This window comes from Pseudomonas sp. WS 5059 (assembly GCF_012985525.1).
In the GTDB taxonomy this organism is placed as follows: domain Bacteria; phylum Pseudomonadota; class Gammaproteobacteria; order Pseudomonadales; family Pseudomonadaceae; genus Aquipseudomonas.
Genome location: NZ_JAAQWO010000010.1, coordinates 86,268 through 101,914, shown reverse-complemented (window position 1 = coordinate 101,914; position 15,647 = coordinate 86,268). Strand labels below are relative to the sequence as shown.

Below are 15,647 nucleotides of genomic sequence, written 5' to 3'. Positions count from 1 at the left end.
GCGACACCACATAGAAAGCCCAGCCCAGTTGCTGGGCTTTTTCGTTTCAGCAGGTGGCGCCACCGGGACGGCAAGCGGCCTTGAAAGCCGTGCTACTGGAAACGGTAAGGGTTCGATTCCTTCACCTGCTGCCAGTTTTGATTTGAGCGTGAAGCCATAGCCAGGATGGGCCTTAGGGCGGGCCTGGACGCGGTATAGCCGGTAGTCACGCGTTACGGAAGAACACCGGCAGCATGAGCAGCCCGAACCTGTTGCTATTGGGGCTGGCTCAAGCGGGCAGCGTGGGAAGACACGCACGTTATGCAGGTTATCGCCCAGGCAGCTGGGCTAAGTCGGTAGAGGCGTCGTCTAATCCCGTGCGGACAATGGGCGGCTACGCGATGAGAGGGCGGGGTACGTGACCCGGCGATCCGCCCCACTAGAGCTGGAGAGTTGCACCAGCCACCTGCACCCATTCTAAGGCTCGCTATATCGGCGGGCCTTTCTGTTTCTGGAGCACGGTAATGACCGATCAAGCGAAGAGTGATGCTCAACCAGTGATTGATGCTGTCGTCGTCGGTGACGCCCAGCGCCTGCTCCGCGCGCTGCGTGGACTTGCCAAGGCGCTGCCCGAGGTATTTATCCGTGTTACTGGTCAGTTGTTGAGTACCAAGCAGTGTGAAAGCGTAAGCGCCGTATGCTTCGGCCTCAGCGCCATCAGCGACTTCTATCACGCTGAAGGCAAGGTCTTTGGTGCGGTGTATACCGACACCTTCCTGCTTATTCGCCAGGCTGGCCCAGTGGGTGTTGGCATGGCTTACGAGGAGGTCAGGAAGCTTGTACTTGAGGTGCGTGCCGAGTACGACGAAACGGTGCTGAAGAAGGCGATGCAACTCAAAGAGTCACTTGAAGAGCTGGATCGTCTGCTGAACGGCCACTCTTTCGCCGACTGCAAGCTGACCAGCATGGCTCACGCGGACCTGTTCAAGGGGCACGCACTGCTGGTTGCGGCGCTGAATCCAGTCGGCCGCTAATCCATTCCTTCACTCCCTCATCGGGAGGATATCGAGATGCCTAACATGCCCGATAAGCCAGACACCTGGGTTCTAGTGCTCGCCTGGCTGAGTCAGCACGCCCCGGCCTTTTACGCCGCAGGCTTTGCGATATCGATCTCTGCGCTGCGGATCATCTACGGCGGCGGCACACGCAAGGCTGCGTTCTTCGAGAGCCTGCTGTGTGGCTGCATCACGCTGTCGATGCTGTCGGGCCTCGAGCTGATCGGCATCCCACAGTCAGCAGCCAGCCTGATCGGCGGCATGATCGGCTTGCTGGGTGTGGATAAGGTCCGCGCCTTTGCTGATCGGGTCACTGGTTTCAAGCTACCTGGCAGGAGTCCTGATTGATGGCCAAGATACCCAGCCTCAAGTCCAGGTTGACCCCTGTAGACAGTCGCAAGGTTTCAACACTCGTGGAGTCATCGGGCGGTGAGTCGTGGGGCTCTGGTCGTGGCGGTCGCCCATGGCGCCGTAAGCGCGAGTCGATCCTGATCCGCGACAACTACACCTGCCGGGTGTGCGGACTGACCACCAAAGACCTTGAGGTGGACCACATCGTCAACGTTGCCCAAGGCGGTACGGACGATGACGGCAACCTCCAGGCAATCTGCATCCCATGCCACAAGGCCAAGACTGCTCGCGAATCGGCGGCGCACCGAGGCTGACGCGGTTCTTATAGATCTATAAGAATCTTATTTTTTTAAGAAAAATTCGACGGAGACGGCTCTGGCCGAGGGGGAGGGGTGGGGTAATAGTTCACACCCTTTTGTCTCGGACACCACTCCCCCTCTCACGCGCAGATTATTTCCCCTTTTGAGGTTTTTGTTAATGGCGTTAACACCCAAACAGCGCGCCTTTGTCGTCGCCGTGCAAGGTGGCGCCTCGAATAAGGACGCAGCAATAGCCGCTGGTTACGCGGCCCCAAGCGCTTCGGTTGCCGGTTCGAGACTGGCTAAACACCCGAGCGTTATAGCTGCACTCGCCAAGGCCGGCGTTAACAAAAATGCTAACGCTCCATCCGGCAAGACAGTGTCACCAGTCGGCGCCGAGCAGCTACCTGAAGAGCAGCTTATGGGCGGATTCGATTTGGCCCGAGCCCTGAGACATTCCGACCCGAAGGATTTCCTTCTGGCGGTCATGAACGACCTCGAAAGCGAGGCGAAACTACGCGTCGACGCCGCCAAGGCGCTGATGCCATTCGTTCACTCCCGTAAAGGCGAGGGCGGAAAGAAGGATGCAGCGAAGGAAGCGGCGGAAAAGGCCGCTGGAAAGTTCTCCAGGCAGGCCCCGCCCAAATTGGTCGCGGCGAACGGTAAGCAGGTCTAACTATGGAATGGTCGACCGCATGCCCTGACTGGGAGCAGCGCCTGATCGACCATGAGTCGATTATTCCGCCGCCGATTTTTGTAGACGAAGCCGAGCGCGCGCTTCAGATATTCAAGGAACTCCGCGTTCCGGATCTGCCAGGCAAGCCACGGATGGCCGACTGCTGCGATGAGTGGGTGTTCGACTACGTCCGATGCATCTTTGGTGCTTACGACGCCGAGAGCGGCAAGCAACTGATCCGCGAGTTTGGCTTGCTGATCAGCAAGAAGAACACGAAAAGCACCATCGCCGCCGGCATCATGCTCACTGCATTGATCTTGTGCTGGCGCGAGGAAGAAGAGCACCTGATCCTGGCCCCAACGCGCGAGGTTGCGGACAACGCGTTCAAGCCAGCCGCGGCAATGGTCCGCGCTGACGAAGAACTGTCAGCGATGTTCCACATCCAGGATCACATCAGGACGATCACAGATCGCACCACGCGAAACTCTTTGAAAGTTGTTGCGGCCGACACTGACACCGTTTCCGGTAAAAAGTCGGGGAAGGTACTGGTCGATGAACTTTGGGTGTTCGGCAAGCGCGCCAATGCCGAGTCCATGTTTATGGAGGCACTTGGCGGACAGATCTCTCGAGAAGAGGGCTGGGTGATCTACTTGACCACCCAGAGCGACGAACCCCCGGCAGGCGTATTCAAGGAGCGCTTGAAGTATTGGCGCGACGTGCGCGATGGCAAGGTCGTCGACCGCAAGACACTGGGTGTGCTCTATGAATTCCCTGCGCGGATGGTTGCGAGCAAGGAGTATCTGAACCCGGACAACTTCTATATCACCAACCCAAACATCGGTCGGTCGGTGAGCGCGGAGTGGCTAGAGGACCAACTCAAGAAACGGCTGGGCACCTCGGACGGGTCTCTGCAGAAGTTCCTGGCCAAACACCTGAACATCGAAATCGGCCTTAACCTACGCACGGATCGCTGGGCGGGCGCTGATCACTGGGAGGCTGCCGGCGACAACTCTCTGACCTTTGGCGAACTGCTGCTGCGTTCCGAAGTGATCGTGGTGGGTATTGATGGTGGTGGGCTGGACGACCTGTTAGGGCTCAGCTTAATTGGTCGTGAGCGTGAAACGCGGCGCTGGCTGCACTGGGCGCATGCCTGGGCTCACAAGATCGCGCTGGAGCGCCGCAAGGACATCGTTTCTAACCTGCGTGACTTCGAAGCAGATGGGGACCTGACCATTGTTGAACGGCCTGGCGACGATGTGCTGCAGGTGGCTGACATCATCTGTGAAGTTCGTGACGCAGGCCTTCTGCCCGACAAACAGGCAATAGGCGTCGACTCAGCTGGCATCGGCGACATAGTTGACGAGCTGACCACCGAAGAGCGCGGCATCACCATGGAGCAGATCGTTTCGATCTCCCAGGGCTGGCGGCTCAATGGCGCAATCAAGACCACCGAGCGCAAGGTGGCCGGCGGCGAGTTCATTCACGGCGGCACACGGCTTATGGCCTGGTGTGTCGGCAACGCCAGAACGGTCGCGGTAGGTAACGCAATCGCAATCAACAAGCAGGTAAGTGGGTCAGCAAAGATTGACCCGCTGATGGCGACCTTCGACGCAACGACGCTCATAGCGCTTAACCCTGTGGGGTGTGGCGATATCCAGGGCTTTTTCGATAATCCAATTATGGTGGGGCTTTGATGGCGCGCGAAAAGAAACCCGGGCGAATCAAAGCCGCTCTTCAAGATTGGCTTGGTGTACCCATCGGCTTGAAGGATGGTTCGTTCTGGAAGGAATGGTTTGGGAGTTCGGTCAGTGGTCAGCACGTAACGGTCGACAAGGCCATGCAGCTGTCAACTGTCTGGGCTTGCGTTCGTTTGCTTTCGGAATCGGTGTCGACTTTGCCGCTGAAGCTTTATCGGCGCCTGCCGGATGGCTCAAGGGCTCCGGCCACTGACCACCCTCTGTACCGGCTGCTATGTCGGGTGCCGAACTCGGAAATGACCCCCCAGCGCTTCATGCTGCTGGTGGTGGCCAGCATCTGCCTTCGCGGCAACGCCTTCGTCGAAAAGAAGATGATAGGCAATCGGATCGTTGCGCTGGTACCGCTTCTGCCCCAGTGCATGCGGGTCAAGCGACAGGACAATGGCCGACTCAAGTACACCTACACCGAAAACGGAGTCGAGCGCGATATACCTGAAAAGACTTTGATGCACATCCGCGGCTTTGGCCTGGATGGCGTCTGCGGAATGCTTCCAGTAACAACCGGCAAGGAAATCTTCGGATCGGCCATGGCGGTGGAAGAGGCAGCGGCCAAGGTCTTCGCCCAGGGCATGCAAGCTTCGGGCATTCTGACCAGCGACAAGGTGCTCACCCCGGCGCAGCGCGAGCAGCTCCGGAGCAGCCTCGGCTCGTTCATGGGCTCCAAGAACGCCGGCAAGATCATGGTTGCTGAGGCGGGTCTCAAGTACCAGGGGATCACCATGAACCCCGAAGCCTCGCAAATGCTGGAGTCACGCTCGTTCAGCATTGAAGAAATGTGCCGGTGGTTCCGGGTGCCACCCTTCATGGTCGGTCACATGGATAAACAGTCCAGCTGGGCCAGCTCAGTCGAAGCGCAAAACCTGCACTTCCTTACCAACAGTCTGCGCCCGCTACTGGTGAACATCGAACAGGAAATCACCCGATGCTTGATCGGCGAGGCTGATGCTGAGGAGTTCTTCGCTGAATTCGCGGTAGAAGGCCTGCTGCGCGCTGACAGTGCAGGTCGCGGTGCCTGGTACAACACTGCCCTGCAGAACGGCTGGATGTGCCGCAACGAAGTGCGTCGTCTGGAAAACATGGCTCCCATCCCAGGTGGCGATACGTTCACTGTTCAGTCGGCGCTTGTGCCGCTTGACCAGCTCGGCAAACAGTCGGCTGGTATGTCGCCGGCGGCTACCGCCTTCATGTTGCGCATCACGGCCGCAAATCAGAGCGGCGACAAAGAGGCGATCAAGGAAGCCTTCGAGTTGGCATCCAAGGCGCTTGACACTGGAAATCCTGACGGGCCAATGATGGCCCATGCGCTGATATCGCTACCACGGCTTCTGGCCGCTTGATCCTGGAGTAACCAATGACCCTAAAGACCATTCCGGCGGCGCCGGAGGCTCGGCCGCGCGCGCAGGTTCACTGCGACCTGACGCCGAAGGCCTTGGAGCGGTGGAATCCATCGATCAAGGCAGCCAGCACCGATGACAATACGATCACTATTTACGACCCAATCGGTTTTGATTGGTGGACGGGAGAAGGGGTGACCGCAAAGCGGATCAGCTCTGCACTGCGGTCTATTGGCGACAGCGATGTGACTGTGAAGATCAACAGCCCCGGTGGCGACGTATTTGAAGGCCTGGCCATTTACAACTTGCTACGCGAGCACAAGGGCAAGGTAACGGTACAGGTCCTTGGGCTAGCTGCCTCGGCCGCTTCGTTCATCGCAATGGCGGCCGATGAAATCCAGATCGCTCGCGCGGGCTTCCTGATGATCCACAACAGCTGGACCATGGCCGCCGGCGACCGCAACGACATTCGAGAGGTTGCTGACTTCCTCGAGCAGATCGACGGCACGCTGGCGGACATTTATGCAGTGCGTACCGGCGACCCTATCGAAGCCATGCGCAAACTGATGGATGTCGAGACCTGGATGGGCGGCGCTGCGGCAATCGACGCGGGGTTTGCAGACAGCCTTCTGGCATCTGACGCCGCCGTTGAGGACGCCAGCGCATCGGCGCCGCATCAGGTTGCTGCCCGGCGTATGGATCTGATCTTGGCAAAACAGGGCATGCCGCGCTCCGAGCGCCGCGCCCTTATTCAAGAACTCAAGGCTGGTACGCCTGGCGCTACCACCTCCGGCAAGCAGAACGCTGCCGCAACCACGGCCGACCTGGCCGACCCCATTGCCGAACTACAGGCCGCACTTTCGCGGTTTTCGGCAGCAGCTACCCAAACCGGAGAAAAACCATGAGCGACACTACTGCCGAGCTGTTGAAGAACGTCTCCAACGAGCTCAAGAAGGCCACCGACGAATTCAGCAAGCAGGCCGAAAATGCTTTGGCTGAGGCCAAGAAGGCCGGCTCCTTGTCGGCAGAAACCAAAAGCGCAGTCGACGAGCTGGCGACCAAATTTAACAGCCTGACCGAAGCCGAGAAGCAGTTGAAGGCGCAGCTCGGCGAGCTTGAGCAAGAGTTTGCACGCACTCCAGCCAACACGGCCGCTGCCTCCCGCGACACTGTCGGCGGCGTCGTCATCAAAAGCGAAGCGCTGAAGCAGTTTTCTGCCCACGTCGAAGGTAACCGTCGTGTCAGCATCCCTGTTCATGCGGCGTTGCTCAGCACCAGCGTGCCCGCCGGCGTGGTTGAGCCGCAGCGCCTTCCGGGCATTGATGTCGCGCCCAAGCAGCGCTTGTTCATTCGCGACTTGATTGCACCTGGTCGCACCACCCAGCCCACGATTTTCTGGGTGCAACAAACTGGCTTCACCAATGCTGCGCGCGTCGTGGCTGAGGGCACCAAGAAGCCGTATAGCGATATCCAGTTCGCCACCAAGATGACCGCCGTGAGCACGCTGGCGCACATGTTCAAGGCGTCGAAGCAAATCCTCGATGACTTCGCTCAGTTGCAATCGACCATCGATGTCGAAATGCGCTACGGACTGAAATACGTAGAGGAGGCAGAGATCCTTTTCGGCGACGGTACAGGTGTTCATTTGCACGGTATCGTTCCTCAGGCCACTGCTTTCGACGCTGCATTTGACGTGGACAAGCAGTCTGGTATCGATGATCTGCGCCTGGCGATGCTGCAGGCGCAGTTGGCTCGTCTCCCGGCCTCGGGTCACGTCCTCCACTTCATTGACTGGGCCAAGATTGAGCTGACCAAGGACAGCCTTGGCCGCTACATCCTCGCCAATCCACTTGGCCTGAGCGGTCCGCTGCTGTGGGGCCTGCCCGTTGTTGCGACCGAGATCGCAGCTTTCCAAGGTAAGTTCTTGACCGGCGCATTCCAGACGGGTGCGCAGTTGTTCGACCGGGAAGATGCCAACGTGGTGATCTCGACCGAGAACGCCGACGACTTCGAGAACAACATGATTTCGATCCGTTGCGAAGAGCGTGTGGCATTGGCCGTTAAGCGCCCCGAAGCCTTTATCTACGGCTCGTTCACCGCGCCCGCTGCTTCGGGCGGCTAACCCTGGATAGGCCGTTCTCGGACGGCCTTTGGAGGCAACTATGAAAATGATTACCCGCAAGCCGCTTTACCTGGGCGGCAAGACGCTGGCAGAGGGCTCGTCGTTCATCACCGATGAGCAGCACGCCCGACAGTTGATCCAAATGGGCTACGCCGAGGAGTGCGATGACGACGGCGAAGCGCTGGTAGATCTGACTGAACAGGACAGCTCACCCGATCCGCTGACCAGCGACAAGGCAGCAGGCAAGCCGGGCGGCAAGAAGAAAGGCGCCTGACATGACAGTTATCCCGATTGAGGTAGCAATGCAGCACTTGCGGGCTGATGGCGAGGATCAGAATTACGTTGCGCTTGTGCTGGAAGCAGCCGAGGACAGTGCGGTCCAGTTTCTCAATCGTCGCTTCTATGCAGACCCCGATGCGCTTGCTGCTGGTGTATTGGCCGGTGACGCCGGCGCTGAGCCTATCCTGATTAATCCGTCCATTCGGGCTGCGTGCCTCCTGATCGTTGGAAACCTGTACGGCAACCGTGAGGATGTTGTTGTGGGAACCATCTCATCTGAGCTGCCGATGGGTTCTAGGTCTCTATTGATGCCGTACCGCATTGGGCTGGGTGTGTAATGAGAGCCGGTCCACTTCGCCACAACTGCATGCGCCGCGGCTACATCGAAAGCAAGGATGCCCTAGGCCAGCCCGAGAAGGTCTGGGGCAACCTGGGCAAGCTCTGGGCGGAGATCAACATTCCCTCCGGGCGCATGTACGAAGCCGCGTCACAGATGCAGGTCACGGTCACCGCCGAGATCAACATCCGCTACCGCAAGGACGTGGTGGCGGGCCAGCACCTGGTGCATGACGGCATCACCTACGAAATCATCGCACCTCTGGCCACCAACCAGCGGGACATGCTGAAACTAATGTGCAAAACGGTGAAGCCCAAATGAGCAATGGATCGCTGACAGTTCTGGGGCTTGGCGAGCTGCAGGTCGACTTCGAACGGCTGGCCAAGTCTGTCGGTAACAAGGTCGTCCGGGATGCTGTCATGGCCGGCGCCCGAGTTGCCCGGGACAAGGTTCGTAACACCGCTCCAGTTCGCACCGGCAAACTGAAGAAGAACATCGCGGCGGTACGTCTCAAGCAGGCCGATACGCCGGGCGGCGCGACCGCCGGCATCCGTGTAAAGAAGCCAGCCGGCAAACAATCCAAGGCGCTCAAGCGCCCTGGTAAGAAAGGCCGCACCAGCAAAACCGAGTGGGACGCCCCGTTCTACTGGAAATTCCTGGAGCTTGGCACTTCGAAGATGCAGGCCCACCCCTTCATCCGGCCGGCCTGGGACGGCAGCCTTCCTCAAATCGAGAAGGCCGTCGCTGACAAGCTGGCCGAAGGCATCGACAACGCCATCACCCGGTAAACCCAATGATCGAGAAATCACTCATCGACAGGCTCGCGCCTCTGGTCGACGGGCGCGTGTACTTCGGCGTTGCGCCTGAGGACGCAGCCCAGCCCCGCTTGGTGATTCAAACGGTAAGCAGCACCACCGGTTTTACGCTTGCGGGCTGGGACGGCTCCAGCGATCTGTCAATCCAGCTCGACGCATGGGGCGAGAGTTTTCTCCAGGCGCTGACCCTGGCAGGCGAGGCCTTCACCGCGATGACCACGGATGGCGCGGACTTCACTACCGGCAGCGCTGACCGCCTGCCGGACGCATTTGAAAGCGACACCAAACTTTTCAGCGTGAGCTGGGAATACACCCTGCAACCATAGGAGGCCACATGGCCGTTCAAACTCCAACGAAAGCGAAGTTCGTCAAAACGCAGGGCACGGCTCTCAGCGTTTCCACAATCACTACCCTTGATCCGAAGGCCGCCGACCTGACTTGGGCTGACCTTTCCGTCACGATCAAGCAGCCGCAATTCCAGGGCGGTCAGTCTGATGAGATCGATGTAACTGTTCTGGCCAGTGAAGCGAAAGAGTTCACCGTAGGCCTGGCTGACAACGGTACGTTCAGTATGTCCGGCAACTGGAAGGCGGACGATGCGGCCCAGACAGTGCTGCGCACCGCGCGCGGTGATGGTGAGCCGCGAGCGTTCAAGACGCTGTTCAAGGATGGCTCGGGCTCGAGCTTCCTGGGTCTGGTCACCCAGTTCACCTGGGACGCCGCACCTAACGGTACCGTGAACGGCACGTTCAACGTGCGCATCACCGGCGCCGTATCCTTCGACCTGCCGGGGGCTCCGTAATGGCCCGGGCTAAAGCCGGCGGCGTGGATCTTCGCTCCATGGCGCTGGACCCGATGCGCAACTTCAAGCATGAGCGCCTGACCATCGAAGAATGGGACGGCGCGCAAGTGGTCGTTCGGGCGTTGAGTGCAGGTGACTGGGTTGAGTACCGTCGCCGCGCGTCGTTGGCGGTTGCAGAGGCGCGGCAGGATGCTGGCCTGCCTGTCCAGAACTCAGGAGCCGAGGATGCAGAAGGCGCACCGATTGAGCCTCGAGTAGAAATCCACTCTTCGCCGCTGTACGCGTTTGTCCTGGTGCGTGCGTTGCTCGATGAGAGCAGTGCGCGAGTCTTCACGGATGACGACGTGCCAGCGGTCGCTGAGGCCTTCAGCCCGGTGCATGACCGCCTTGTCGGTAAGGTGTTCGAGTTGAGCGGCGTTGCTGCTGGTGCCGGTGCAGAGGATCCGGTGGACGCAGCGGGAAACGGCTGAGGGAGGAGCCAGAGTTGGCGTTTATGCTGACTCTGGCCCTCCGGCTGGGCATGACGCTTCAGGATCTGCGTGAGCGGATGAGTGCTGAAGAGCTATTCCTCTGGATGTCCTACAACCTGGAGTCACCGTTGAGCGATGCCCGCGGTGATATTCAGGCCTCAATCATCGCTGCGTCGGTGTTCCAGGCCCAAGGCGCCAAGGTTTCGGCTGTTGACCTCTTGCCGAAGTGGAAGGAAGAGCCAGAGCAAGTAATGGATGAGGCAGCCCAGGCTGAGGAAGGTGCCGAGATGTTCAGGGCTTACCTAATGCTGAAAGCCGGCGATGCTTGAAGATGGCGCCATGGAAGGCAGCGTCATTCTGATGTTAAGGTTCATTTTTACCTTAAAGGATAAAGCAAGTGAAAAAGGATAAATGGGACGGCTGGATTTTTTTCTGCTGGATTACTCTTTTTGTGGCAATGGCGCTGTCAGTTATTTTTGTTTTTAAATTTGGCACCTTCCAGGCTGCCACTGGGTATGGACTCTACAAAACTGAATTTAACTGGCCACTTATTTTGGGTGGGCTACTGAGCCTGGCTTTCACAGTAGTGATGGGGGTTGTGATTGCGATGCTTCGGGATGTTTATAAAATGGCTGCAGCTCGGTACGCCCCTTCTGGCGCAGAAGGCCCGGGCGCGTTGGTAAAAGATGTGTCTGAGGATTCCGCTCTTGCTCCTTACATTGGAGCTGGCTACTACATTGTGTCGGTAAACGGACATGCTGCCGGCGGGCCTCTTAGTGTTAAGCAGGGGCTAATGGCACTAGAGAATAAATCTGCTGGTCATAAGCTTGTAGTTAGGTCGCCCAGCGGCGATGTCAGAGAGATTGCTTTGGACGCATCGGTCGAAGATTTGAAGTTGTCCTTCTAAAACGCATCAGCGTATTAGTGCCCGGCCAAGTGCCGGGCTTTTTAATGTCTGGAGAAAAGCATGGCAGGGCAAACCCTACGCTCCCTGGTGGTCAGCGTTTCCGCTGAGACCAGCGCATATCAGCGTGAAATGGCCAGAGCTGGCCGCATGGGCCAGAACTATCTCCGGACCATCACTTCTGGCAACAGAGATGCAACTAGCTCCTGGCGATCTCAGGAGGCGGCCGTGCGTGCCCAAGGCACTGCCATGCAATCTCTCACCTCAACAGTTGGGAGTTATGCCGCCGCCATGGCCGGAGCACTGGCTGTCGGGAACATAATTCACCAAGCTGATAGCTGGAATCAGGTCAACGCCCGGCTAAAACAAGCGTCAACAAGCACTGATGACTTTGCTGTCAGTCAGAAGTCGTTGTTTGAGGTAAGTCAGCGCACAGGTACAGCCTTTGCCGACAACGCAAACTTGTTCAGCAGATCTTCTGCGTCGATGAGGGAGTTTGGCTATTCGTCGAGCGATGTTCTTGGTGTGACCGAGGCCCTGGCCTTGGGGCTACAGCTTTCGGGGGCGGGCGCCGCCGAGTCTTCCTCGGTAATTACTCAGTTCTCCCAGGCACTCGGCCAAGGGGTATTGCGCGGCGAGGAGTTCAACGCCGTCAACGAAAATGGCGATCGAGTGATTCGAGCGCTTGCAACTGGTATGGGCGTTGCTCGGAAAGATCTCAAGGCCATGGCGGACCAGGGATTACTGACCATCGACAAGGTGGTACCTGCGCTAATCAGCCAGCTAGGGGCATTGCAGGGAGAGTTTAAAGATTTGCCCGGTTCGGTAAGTCGAGCCACTACAACCGTCAGTAACTCATTCCAGGCCTGGGTTGGCGGAATGGATGGGGCGACTGGCAGCACCAAAATACTGGCGCGCGCGGTTACGTTTGTTGCTGAAAACATGGACGTACTTGCGGCCTCGGCGCTCACCGTTGGAGCTGCATATGGTGGTCTGAAAGCGGGAGATTTGATCAAGAGTCTATGGGCTCAGGTCAGTGCTATTCGGGAAGCAAACTCAGCAGAAATCGGGCGTAGCAGGGCGCAGCTTGACTCCGCCAATATGGCGGTTAGGCGGGCTGCAGCGGAGACTCTGGCTGCGAATGCTCAGGTTGCTGCGACAAGATTTACTGATGGGCATGCAGCCGCTCTTAGCCGGTTGCGTATCGCCAGACTTGCCGATGCGCAGGCTGCTGCTGCACAAACTGCAGCTCAGTCCGCACAATCAGCAGCGACATCGCTGGCTGGGCGTGCTGGGGCGGCTCTTCTTGGTGTTATGGGCGGCCCTGCCGGACTTGCACTGACGGTCGGCGCGGCGGCTGCCAGCTACCTTCTGTTCAGTGATAACAGCGAAAAGGCCAGAAAGGCCACGGTCGACTTGAAACGTCCGGTCGAGGAGTTGCGCAAGGAGTTTGCAGAGCTGGGAAAAGAACAGGCCCGGTACAAGCTGGACGGCGTTATCCAGCAGCAGGCCGACGCTCAGGTGGCGGCACAGAAAGCGCTGCGAGAGATTCGCGCCGCCGCCCAGGGCAATGACAAGTGGGGCGACACTTACACAGCCACTCCAGTTCAGCGGGATCGGGCAGTGACCGACTTCAATCGTCGGATAGCTGGTGGCCAGGACATTGACTCGGCAAGCCAGCAGCTGGTCACGGCTATTGGCCCCAACAAGGAAATGACGAAGGCCATCAACGAGTCGGCTTCCGCATATGGCGAAGCAATAAAAGCCTCTGGTGACTATGGCGACGTTGCCAATATGCTCACGGCGCGCCTGAACGATGTTGCAGTTGCCGCTGGACAGGCCGGCGCAGGTCTCAAGAAAATTGAAGGCCCGGATCAAAAAACCATTGATGGCTGGACTAGCTATTCCAAAACGCTGGTCGAGCGGCTGAATTCCGTTCGAGATGGCGGCGATCTGGTTGGCGAAGTGAATCGTCGCATTGAGCGGGAAGGTGTCGATCCTGCTACAGCGGAGGGCTGGCGAATTCTTGCCGGCGCGATCAAGGGCTCTGAAGCGGCAGCCAAGGCATCCGAGGAGGCGCAGCAGAAGGCGAAAAAGGCATCTGAGGATATCCAGCGCCAAGCGGAGCAACTCAACAACGCATACAAGCAAACCCTGGCAAATCTCACCCAGCAGGTTGCCCTGTACGGTGAGACCACGGAGCTGGGGCGCCTTCGGTACGACCTTACTACTGGTGAGCTTTCCAAGCTGACCGACAAAAACAAGGTCATGCTTGAAGGCAAGGCTATTGAGTTGGACGCGCTTAATGCCCGAAAAGCCTATGACGGTTTGATGGCTGGCCTGCAAACAAAAGAGCAGGCGCTGCTGGCCACCACGAAAGAACGGATGCAGGTGCTGGAAACAGCCAACCGAGCAGGGAAGCTCAGCTCGGACGACTACCGCGCCGGTGCTGATGCAATCTCGAAAGCCACTGTTACCGAGGCGCCGGAGTTCGGCGGCATCGACTCCTCGGTGGGCGGGCCTTCCGGCGAGCTGGTCAAAATCGCTGAAGCTGAGGCGGCACTCAAGAAGTGGCACGACAAGCAGTTGACGATGCAAGCCGATCTGCGCGACCAGATCTTGGCGGATCAGCAAAGCACCAACGAGCAGAAGCTGGCCGCCGAGCAGCAGTATCTGGATCGCGTTGTTGAGATCAATCAGTCCAACCAGTCACGCCTGTCTGATATCCAGGGGGCGTACAAGGTAGCGGTAATCGGCACCTTCAGCGAGCTTTCGGGCCAGGCCGCTGACATGGTTGGCAAGATCGCTGGCGAACAGTCCGGCGCCTACAAGGCTCTGTTCGTGGCGCAAAAGGCGTTTGCGGTTGCGTCGATCATCATGAACGCCCAGATCGCTGCAGCGAAGGCGCCGGCGGAACTGACCATTCTGGGCGGCATCCCTGTCGGTGCGGCACTGCTTGCGGCCGGCTATGCCAACGCGGGCATGGTTGCCGGCATGGCCTTGGCCGGTTTCTCGGAGGGCGGCTACACGGGGCCGGGCGGCAAGTTCGAGCCCAAGGGGGTCGTCCACGGTGGCGAAGTGGTGATCCGCAAGGAAGTGGTCGACCAGCCCGGAATGAAGGACTACCTGATAGGCCTGAACCGCAGCGGTAAGCCTGGCTATGCCAGCGGTGGGTTCGTTGGTAGCCCGGGCATCTCGCCTGCGTTCACCGCGCCTTCTGTTACTGCCGGTGCAGGCTCTGGTGCTGCACCGGAGATCCACCTGCATATCAATGGCGATGGCTCTGGCGGGGCCGTCAACGCGCCGGAGGGCTATGAGCAGATGGGGCTGGCGCTGTTGGCCACTGCCCGATCAGAGATGCCGAAAATCGCCCGGCAGGTGATACAGCAGGAGAAGGGCCAGAACGGCCTGCTCGATCCAAACAATCGGAGAAACAGCTGATGGCAGAGGTATTCACCTGGTCGCCACGGGTAGGTGCGTCTGGTGATGAGCAGACCGACAACCTCGAATCGAAGTTTGGCAACGGCTACAGCCAGCGCCTGTCGGTCGGCATCAACAATGTCGCCGGAGCCTATGCGGTGTCTTTCACTGGTGGTGAGGCCTACATCAAGCCGATTCGGGAATTTTTCAAGCGGCACAAGGGTGCAAATCACTTTCTGTGGACGCCACCCATGGAGGTGCAGGGCGCCTACATCACCACTGGAGGCTGGCAGCTGCAAACCCATGGCAAGAAGAAATACACCCTGAGCACCACCTTCCAGCAGGTATTCAACCCATGATCACCTTGGACAACCAGAAGCTCGAGCCAGGCGCGATTATCCAACTGATCGAGCTGGATGGTGAGGCGCGGGGCATGGGCATCTTGCGCTACCACGCTCACCAGCAGTCGACCCCGATCATCTGGAAGGGCGAGGTCTACCTGCCCAGGCCTTACGAAACGGGCGGCTTTGGGCGCAGCGTTGAGGGCAACAACTCAACGCCGATGCTGAAGATCAGCAACATCGACGGCACCATCACTGCGCTGTGTCGCCAGTTCCAGGGGATGAGCGGGGTCAAGCTGACGGTGCGGCAGACCTATGCCAAGTACCTGGACGCCGCGAACTTCCCCGAAGGCAATCCCACGGCCAGCGCCATGGAAAAGCTGGATATCTCCTACATCAACCAGGTGACCAGTTTGTTGCGAGAGGAGGTTGTGTTTTCCCTCGCGCCGCCGACGGCGGTGAAAGGGCAGATGCTTCCAGGCGGCTTGATCATGAACCGCTGCGAGTGGTGCCTGTGGGGCGAGTATCGCGGCCCCGACTGCAACTACACCGGCATCAAGATGTTCGACCTCGACGGCAACCCCGTTGACGATCCGGCGCTGGACCGCTGCGGCGGGCGCGTGAGCGATTGTGAAATACGCCATGGCCGGGGCAACCCTCTGCCATTTGGTGGCGCGCCGGGCGCTTCGCTTATTGGATAGGCAAC

Annotated in this window: 20 protein-coding genes and 1 tRNA gene; all 21 read left to right on the top strand. The window is 58.9% G+C overall.

Annotation, left to right across the window (positions count from 1 at the left end):
• The first annotated feature begins 48 nt into the window (after nt 1–48).
• The 21 genes from HBO12_RS25645 to HBO12_RS25545 all read left to right on the top strand — a co-directional run bounded on the left by HBO12_RS25645 (nt 49) and on the right by HBO12_RS25545 (nt 15,642).
• Nucleotides 49–134, top strand: a tRNA-Ser gene (locus HBO12_RS25645).
• A 369-nt stretch (nt 135–503) separates the two neighbouring features.
• Nucleotides 504–1,013, top strand: coding sequence for a hypothetical protein (locus HBO12_RS25640; RefSeq protein ID WP_170043599.1), 510 nt, complete (start codon nt 504–506; stop codon nt 1,011–1,013).
• A 36-nt stretch (nt 1,014–1,049) separates the two neighbouring features.
• A complete protein-coding gene (locus tag HBO12_RS25635; protein WP_170043598.1) occupies nt 1,050–1,382 on the top strand; it encodes a phage holin, lambda family in 333 nt (110 codons plus the stop codon).
• Nucleotides 1,382–1,699, top strand: a complete 318-nt coding sequence (locus tag HBO12_RS25630; protein WP_170043597.1) for an HNH endonuclease — start codon at nt 1,382–1,384, stop codon at nt 1,697–1,699. Before HBO12_RS25635 ends, HBO12_RS25630 begins: the two co-directional genes overlap by 1 nt.
• A gap of 163 nt (nt 1,700–1,862) precedes the next feature.
• Complete coding sequence (locus HBO12_RS25625) at nt 1,863–2,360, top strand: terminase small subunit (RefSeq protein WP_170043596.1); 498 nt, start codon at nt 1,863–1,865, stop codon at nt 2,358–2,360.
• Nucleotides 2,361–2,362: 2 nt separating this feature from the next.
• Entirely contained in the window at nt 2,363–4,054 is a 1,692-nt protein-coding gene (locus tag HBO12_RS25620; RefSeq protein ID WP_170043595.1) for a terminase large subunit, read from the top strand.
• The gene (locus HBO12_RS25615) at nt 4,054–5,454 is read left to right on the top strand and encodes a phage portal protein (RefSeq protein ID WP_170043594.1); all 1,401 of its coding nucleotides are present in this window, start codon (nt 4,054–4,056) and stop codon (nt 5,452–5,454) included. The genes HBO12_RS25620 and HBO12_RS25615 overlap by 1 nt, the downstream gene beginning before the upstream one ends.
• Nucleotides 5,455–5,468: 14 nt before the next feature.
• Nucleotides 5,469–6,356, top strand: coding sequence for a head maturation protease, ClpP-related (locus HBO12_RS25610; protein ID WP_170043593.1), 888 nt, complete (start codon nt 5,469–5,471; stop codon nt 6,354–6,356).
• Entirely contained in the window at nt 6,353–7,573 is a 1,221-nt protein-coding gene (locus HBO12_RS25605; RefSeq protein WP_170043592.1) for a phage major capsid protein, read from the top strand. The genes HBO12_RS25610 and HBO12_RS25605 overlap by 4 nt, the downstream gene beginning before the upstream one ends.
• Nucleotides 7,574–7,613: 40 nt before the next feature.
• Nucleotides 7,614–7,847, top strand: coding sequence for a hypothetical protein (locus HBO12_RS25600; protein WP_170043591.1), 234 nt, complete (start codon nt 7,614–7,616; stop codon nt 7,845–7,847).
• A gap of 1 nt (nt 7,848) precedes the next feature.
• Nucleotides 7,849–8,190 (top strand): head-tail connector protein, encoded by a 342-nt coding sequence (locus tag HBO12_RS25595; protein WP_170043590.1) that lies wholly within the window; start codon nt 7,849–7,851, stop codon nt 8,188–8,190.
• Nucleotides 8,190–8,510: a phage head closure protein gene (locus tag HBO12_RS25590; RefSeq protein WP_262377080.1), complete on the top strand. Its 321-nt coding sequence runs from the start codon at nt 8,190–8,192 to the stop codon at nt 8,508–8,510. Before HBO12_RS25595 ends, HBO12_RS25590 begins: the two co-directional genes overlap by 1 nt.
• On the top strand, nt 8,507–8,977 hold the full coding sequence (locus HBO12_RS25585) for an HK97-gp10 family putative phage morphogenesis protein (protein ID WP_170043589.1): 471 nt from the start codon (nt 8,507–8,509) through the stop codon (nt 8,975–8,977). The genes HBO12_RS25590 and HBO12_RS25585 overlap by 4 nt, the downstream gene beginning before the upstream one ends.
• Before the next feature lie 5 nt (nt 8,978–8,982).
• Nucleotides 8,983–9,330, top strand: a complete 348-nt coding sequence (gene gp17 / locus HBO12_RS25580; RefSeq protein ID WP_170043588.1) for a tail completion protein gp17 — start codon at nt 8,983–8,985, stop codon at nt 9,328–9,330.
• 8 nt (nt 9,331–9,338) lie between these two features.
• The gene (locus HBO12_RS25575; protein WP_170043587.1) at nt 9,339–9,806 is read left to right on the top strand and encodes a phage tail tube protein; all 468 of its coding nucleotides are present in this window, start codon (nt 9,339–9,341) and stop codon (nt 9,804–9,806) included.
• A complete protein-coding gene (locus HBO12_RS25570; RefSeq protein ID WP_170043586.1) occupies nt 9,806–10,276 on the top strand; it encodes a phage tail assembly chaperone in 471 nt (156 codons plus the stop codon). The genes HBO12_RS25575 and HBO12_RS25570 overlap by 1 nt, the downstream gene beginning before the upstream one ends.
• Before the next feature lie 23 nt (nt 10,277–10,299).
• Nucleotides 10,300–10,605, top strand: a complete 306-nt coding sequence (locus HBO12_RS25565; protein WP_170043678.1) for a phage tail assembly protein T — start codon at nt 10,300–10,302, stop codon at nt 10,603–10,605.
• 68 nt (nt 10,606–10,673) lie between these two features.
• A complete protein-coding gene (locus tag HBO12_RS25560; protein WP_170043585.1) occupies nt 10,674–11,183 on the top strand; it encodes a hypothetical protein in 510 nt (169 codons plus the stop codon).
• 60 nt (nt 11,184–11,243) lie between these two features.
• Complete coding sequence (locus HBO12_RS25555; RefSeq protein WP_170043584.1) at nt 11,244–14,621, top strand: tape measure protein; 3,378 nt, start codon at nt 11,244–11,246, stop codon at nt 14,619–14,621.
• The gene (locus HBO12_RS25550; protein WP_170043583.1) at nt 14,621–14,959 is read left to right on the top strand and encodes a phage tail protein; all 339 of its coding nucleotides are present in this window, start codon (nt 14,621–14,623) and stop codon (nt 14,957–14,959) included. The genes HBO12_RS25555 and HBO12_RS25550 overlap by 1 nt, the downstream gene beginning before the upstream one ends.
• On the top strand, nt 14,956–15,642 hold the full coding sequence (locus tag HBO12_RS25545) for a phage minor tail protein L (RefSeq protein WP_170043582.1): 687 nt from the start codon (nt 14,956–14,958) through the stop codon (nt 15,640–15,642). The genes HBO12_RS25550 and HBO12_RS25545 overlap by 4 nt, the downstream gene beginning before the upstream one ends.
• Nucleotides 15,643–15,647: the final 5 nt, after the last annotated feature.

What these genes read in the sequence shown, in the direction of transcription:
- HBO12_RS25605 (WP_170043592.1), top strand. Translation starts at nt 6,353, where the DNA reads ATGAGCGACACTACTGCCGAGCTGTTGAAGAACGTCTCCAACGAGCTC.
- HBO12_RS25600 (WP_170043591.1), top strand. Translation starts at nt 7,614, where the DNA reads ATGAAAATGATTACCCGCAAGCCGCTTTACCTGGGCGGCAAGACGCTG.
- HBO12_RS25630 (WP_170043597.1), top strand. Translation starts at nt 1,382, where the DNA reads ATGGCCAAGATACCCAGCCTCAAGTCCAGGTTGACCCCTGTAGACAGT.
- HBO12_RS25585 (WP_170043589.1), top strand. Translation starts at nt 8,507, where the DNA reads ATGAGCAATGGATCGCTGACAGTTCTGGGGCTTGGCGAGCTGCAGGTC.
- HBO12_RS25555 (WP_170043584.1), top strand. Translation starts at nt 11,244, where the DNA reads ATGGCAGGGCAAACCCTACGCTCCCTGGTGGTCAGCGTTTCCGCTGAG.
- HBO12_RS25595 (WP_170043590.1), top strand. Translation starts at nt 7,849, where the DNA reads ATGACAGTTATCCCGATTGAGGTAGCAATGCAGCACTTGCGGGCTGAT.
- HBO12_RS25635 (WP_170043598.1), top strand. Translation starts at nt 1,050, where the DNA reads ATGCCTAACATGCCCGATAAGCCAGACACCTGGGTTCTAGTGCTCGCC.
- HBO12_RS25570 (WP_170043586.1), top strand. Translation starts at nt 9,806, where the DNA reads ATGGCCCGGGCTAAAGCCGGCGGCGTGGATCTTCGCTCCATGGCGCTG.
- HBO12_RS25545 (WP_170043582.1), top strand. Translation starts at nt 14,956, where the DNA reads ATGATCACCTTGGACAACCAGAAGCTCGAGCCAGGCGCGATTATCCAA.
- HBO12_RS25640 (WP_170043599.1), top strand. Translation starts at nt 504, where the DNA reads ATGACCGATCAAGCGAAGAGTGATGCTCAACCAGTGATTGATGCTGTC.
- HBO12_RS25625 (WP_170043596.1), top strand. Translation starts at nt 1,863, where the DNA reads ATGGCGTTAACACCCAAACAGCGCGCCTTTGTCGTCGCCGTGCAAGGT.
- HBO12_RS25590 (WP_262377080.1), top strand. Translation starts at nt 8,190, where the DNA reads ATGAGAGCCGGTCCACTTCGCCACAACTGCATGCGCCGCGGCTACATC.
- gp17 (WP_170043588.1), top strand. Translation starts at nt 8,983, where the DNA reads ATGATCGAGAAATCACTCATCGACAGGCTCGCGCCTCTGGTCGACGGG.
- HBO12_RS25565 (WP_170043678.1), top strand. Translation starts at nt 10,300, where the DNA reads ATGCTGACTCTGGCCCTCCGGCTGGGCATGACGCTTCAGGATCTGCGT.
- HBO12_RS25575 (WP_170043587.1), top strand. Translation starts at nt 9,339, where the DNA reads ATGGCCGTTCAAACTCCAACGAAAGCGAAGTTCGTCAAAACGCAGGGC.
- HBO12_RS25615 (WP_170043594.1), top strand. Translation starts at nt 4,054, where the DNA reads ATGGCGCGCGAAAAGAAACCCGGGCGAATCAAAGCCGCTCTTCAAGAT.
- HBO12_RS25610 (WP_170043593.1), top strand. Translation starts at nt 5,469, where the DNA reads ATGACCCTAAAGACCATTCCGGCGGCGCCGGAGGCTCGGCCGCGCGCG.
- HBO12_RS25620 (WP_170043595.1), top strand. Translation starts at nt 2,363, where the DNA reads ATGGAATGGTCGACCGCATGCCCTGACTGGGAGCAGCGCCTGATCGAC.
- HBO12_RS25550 (WP_170043583.1), top strand. Translation starts at nt 14,621, where the DNA reads ATGGCAGAGGTATTCACCTGGTCGCCACGGGTAGGTGCGTCTGGTGAT.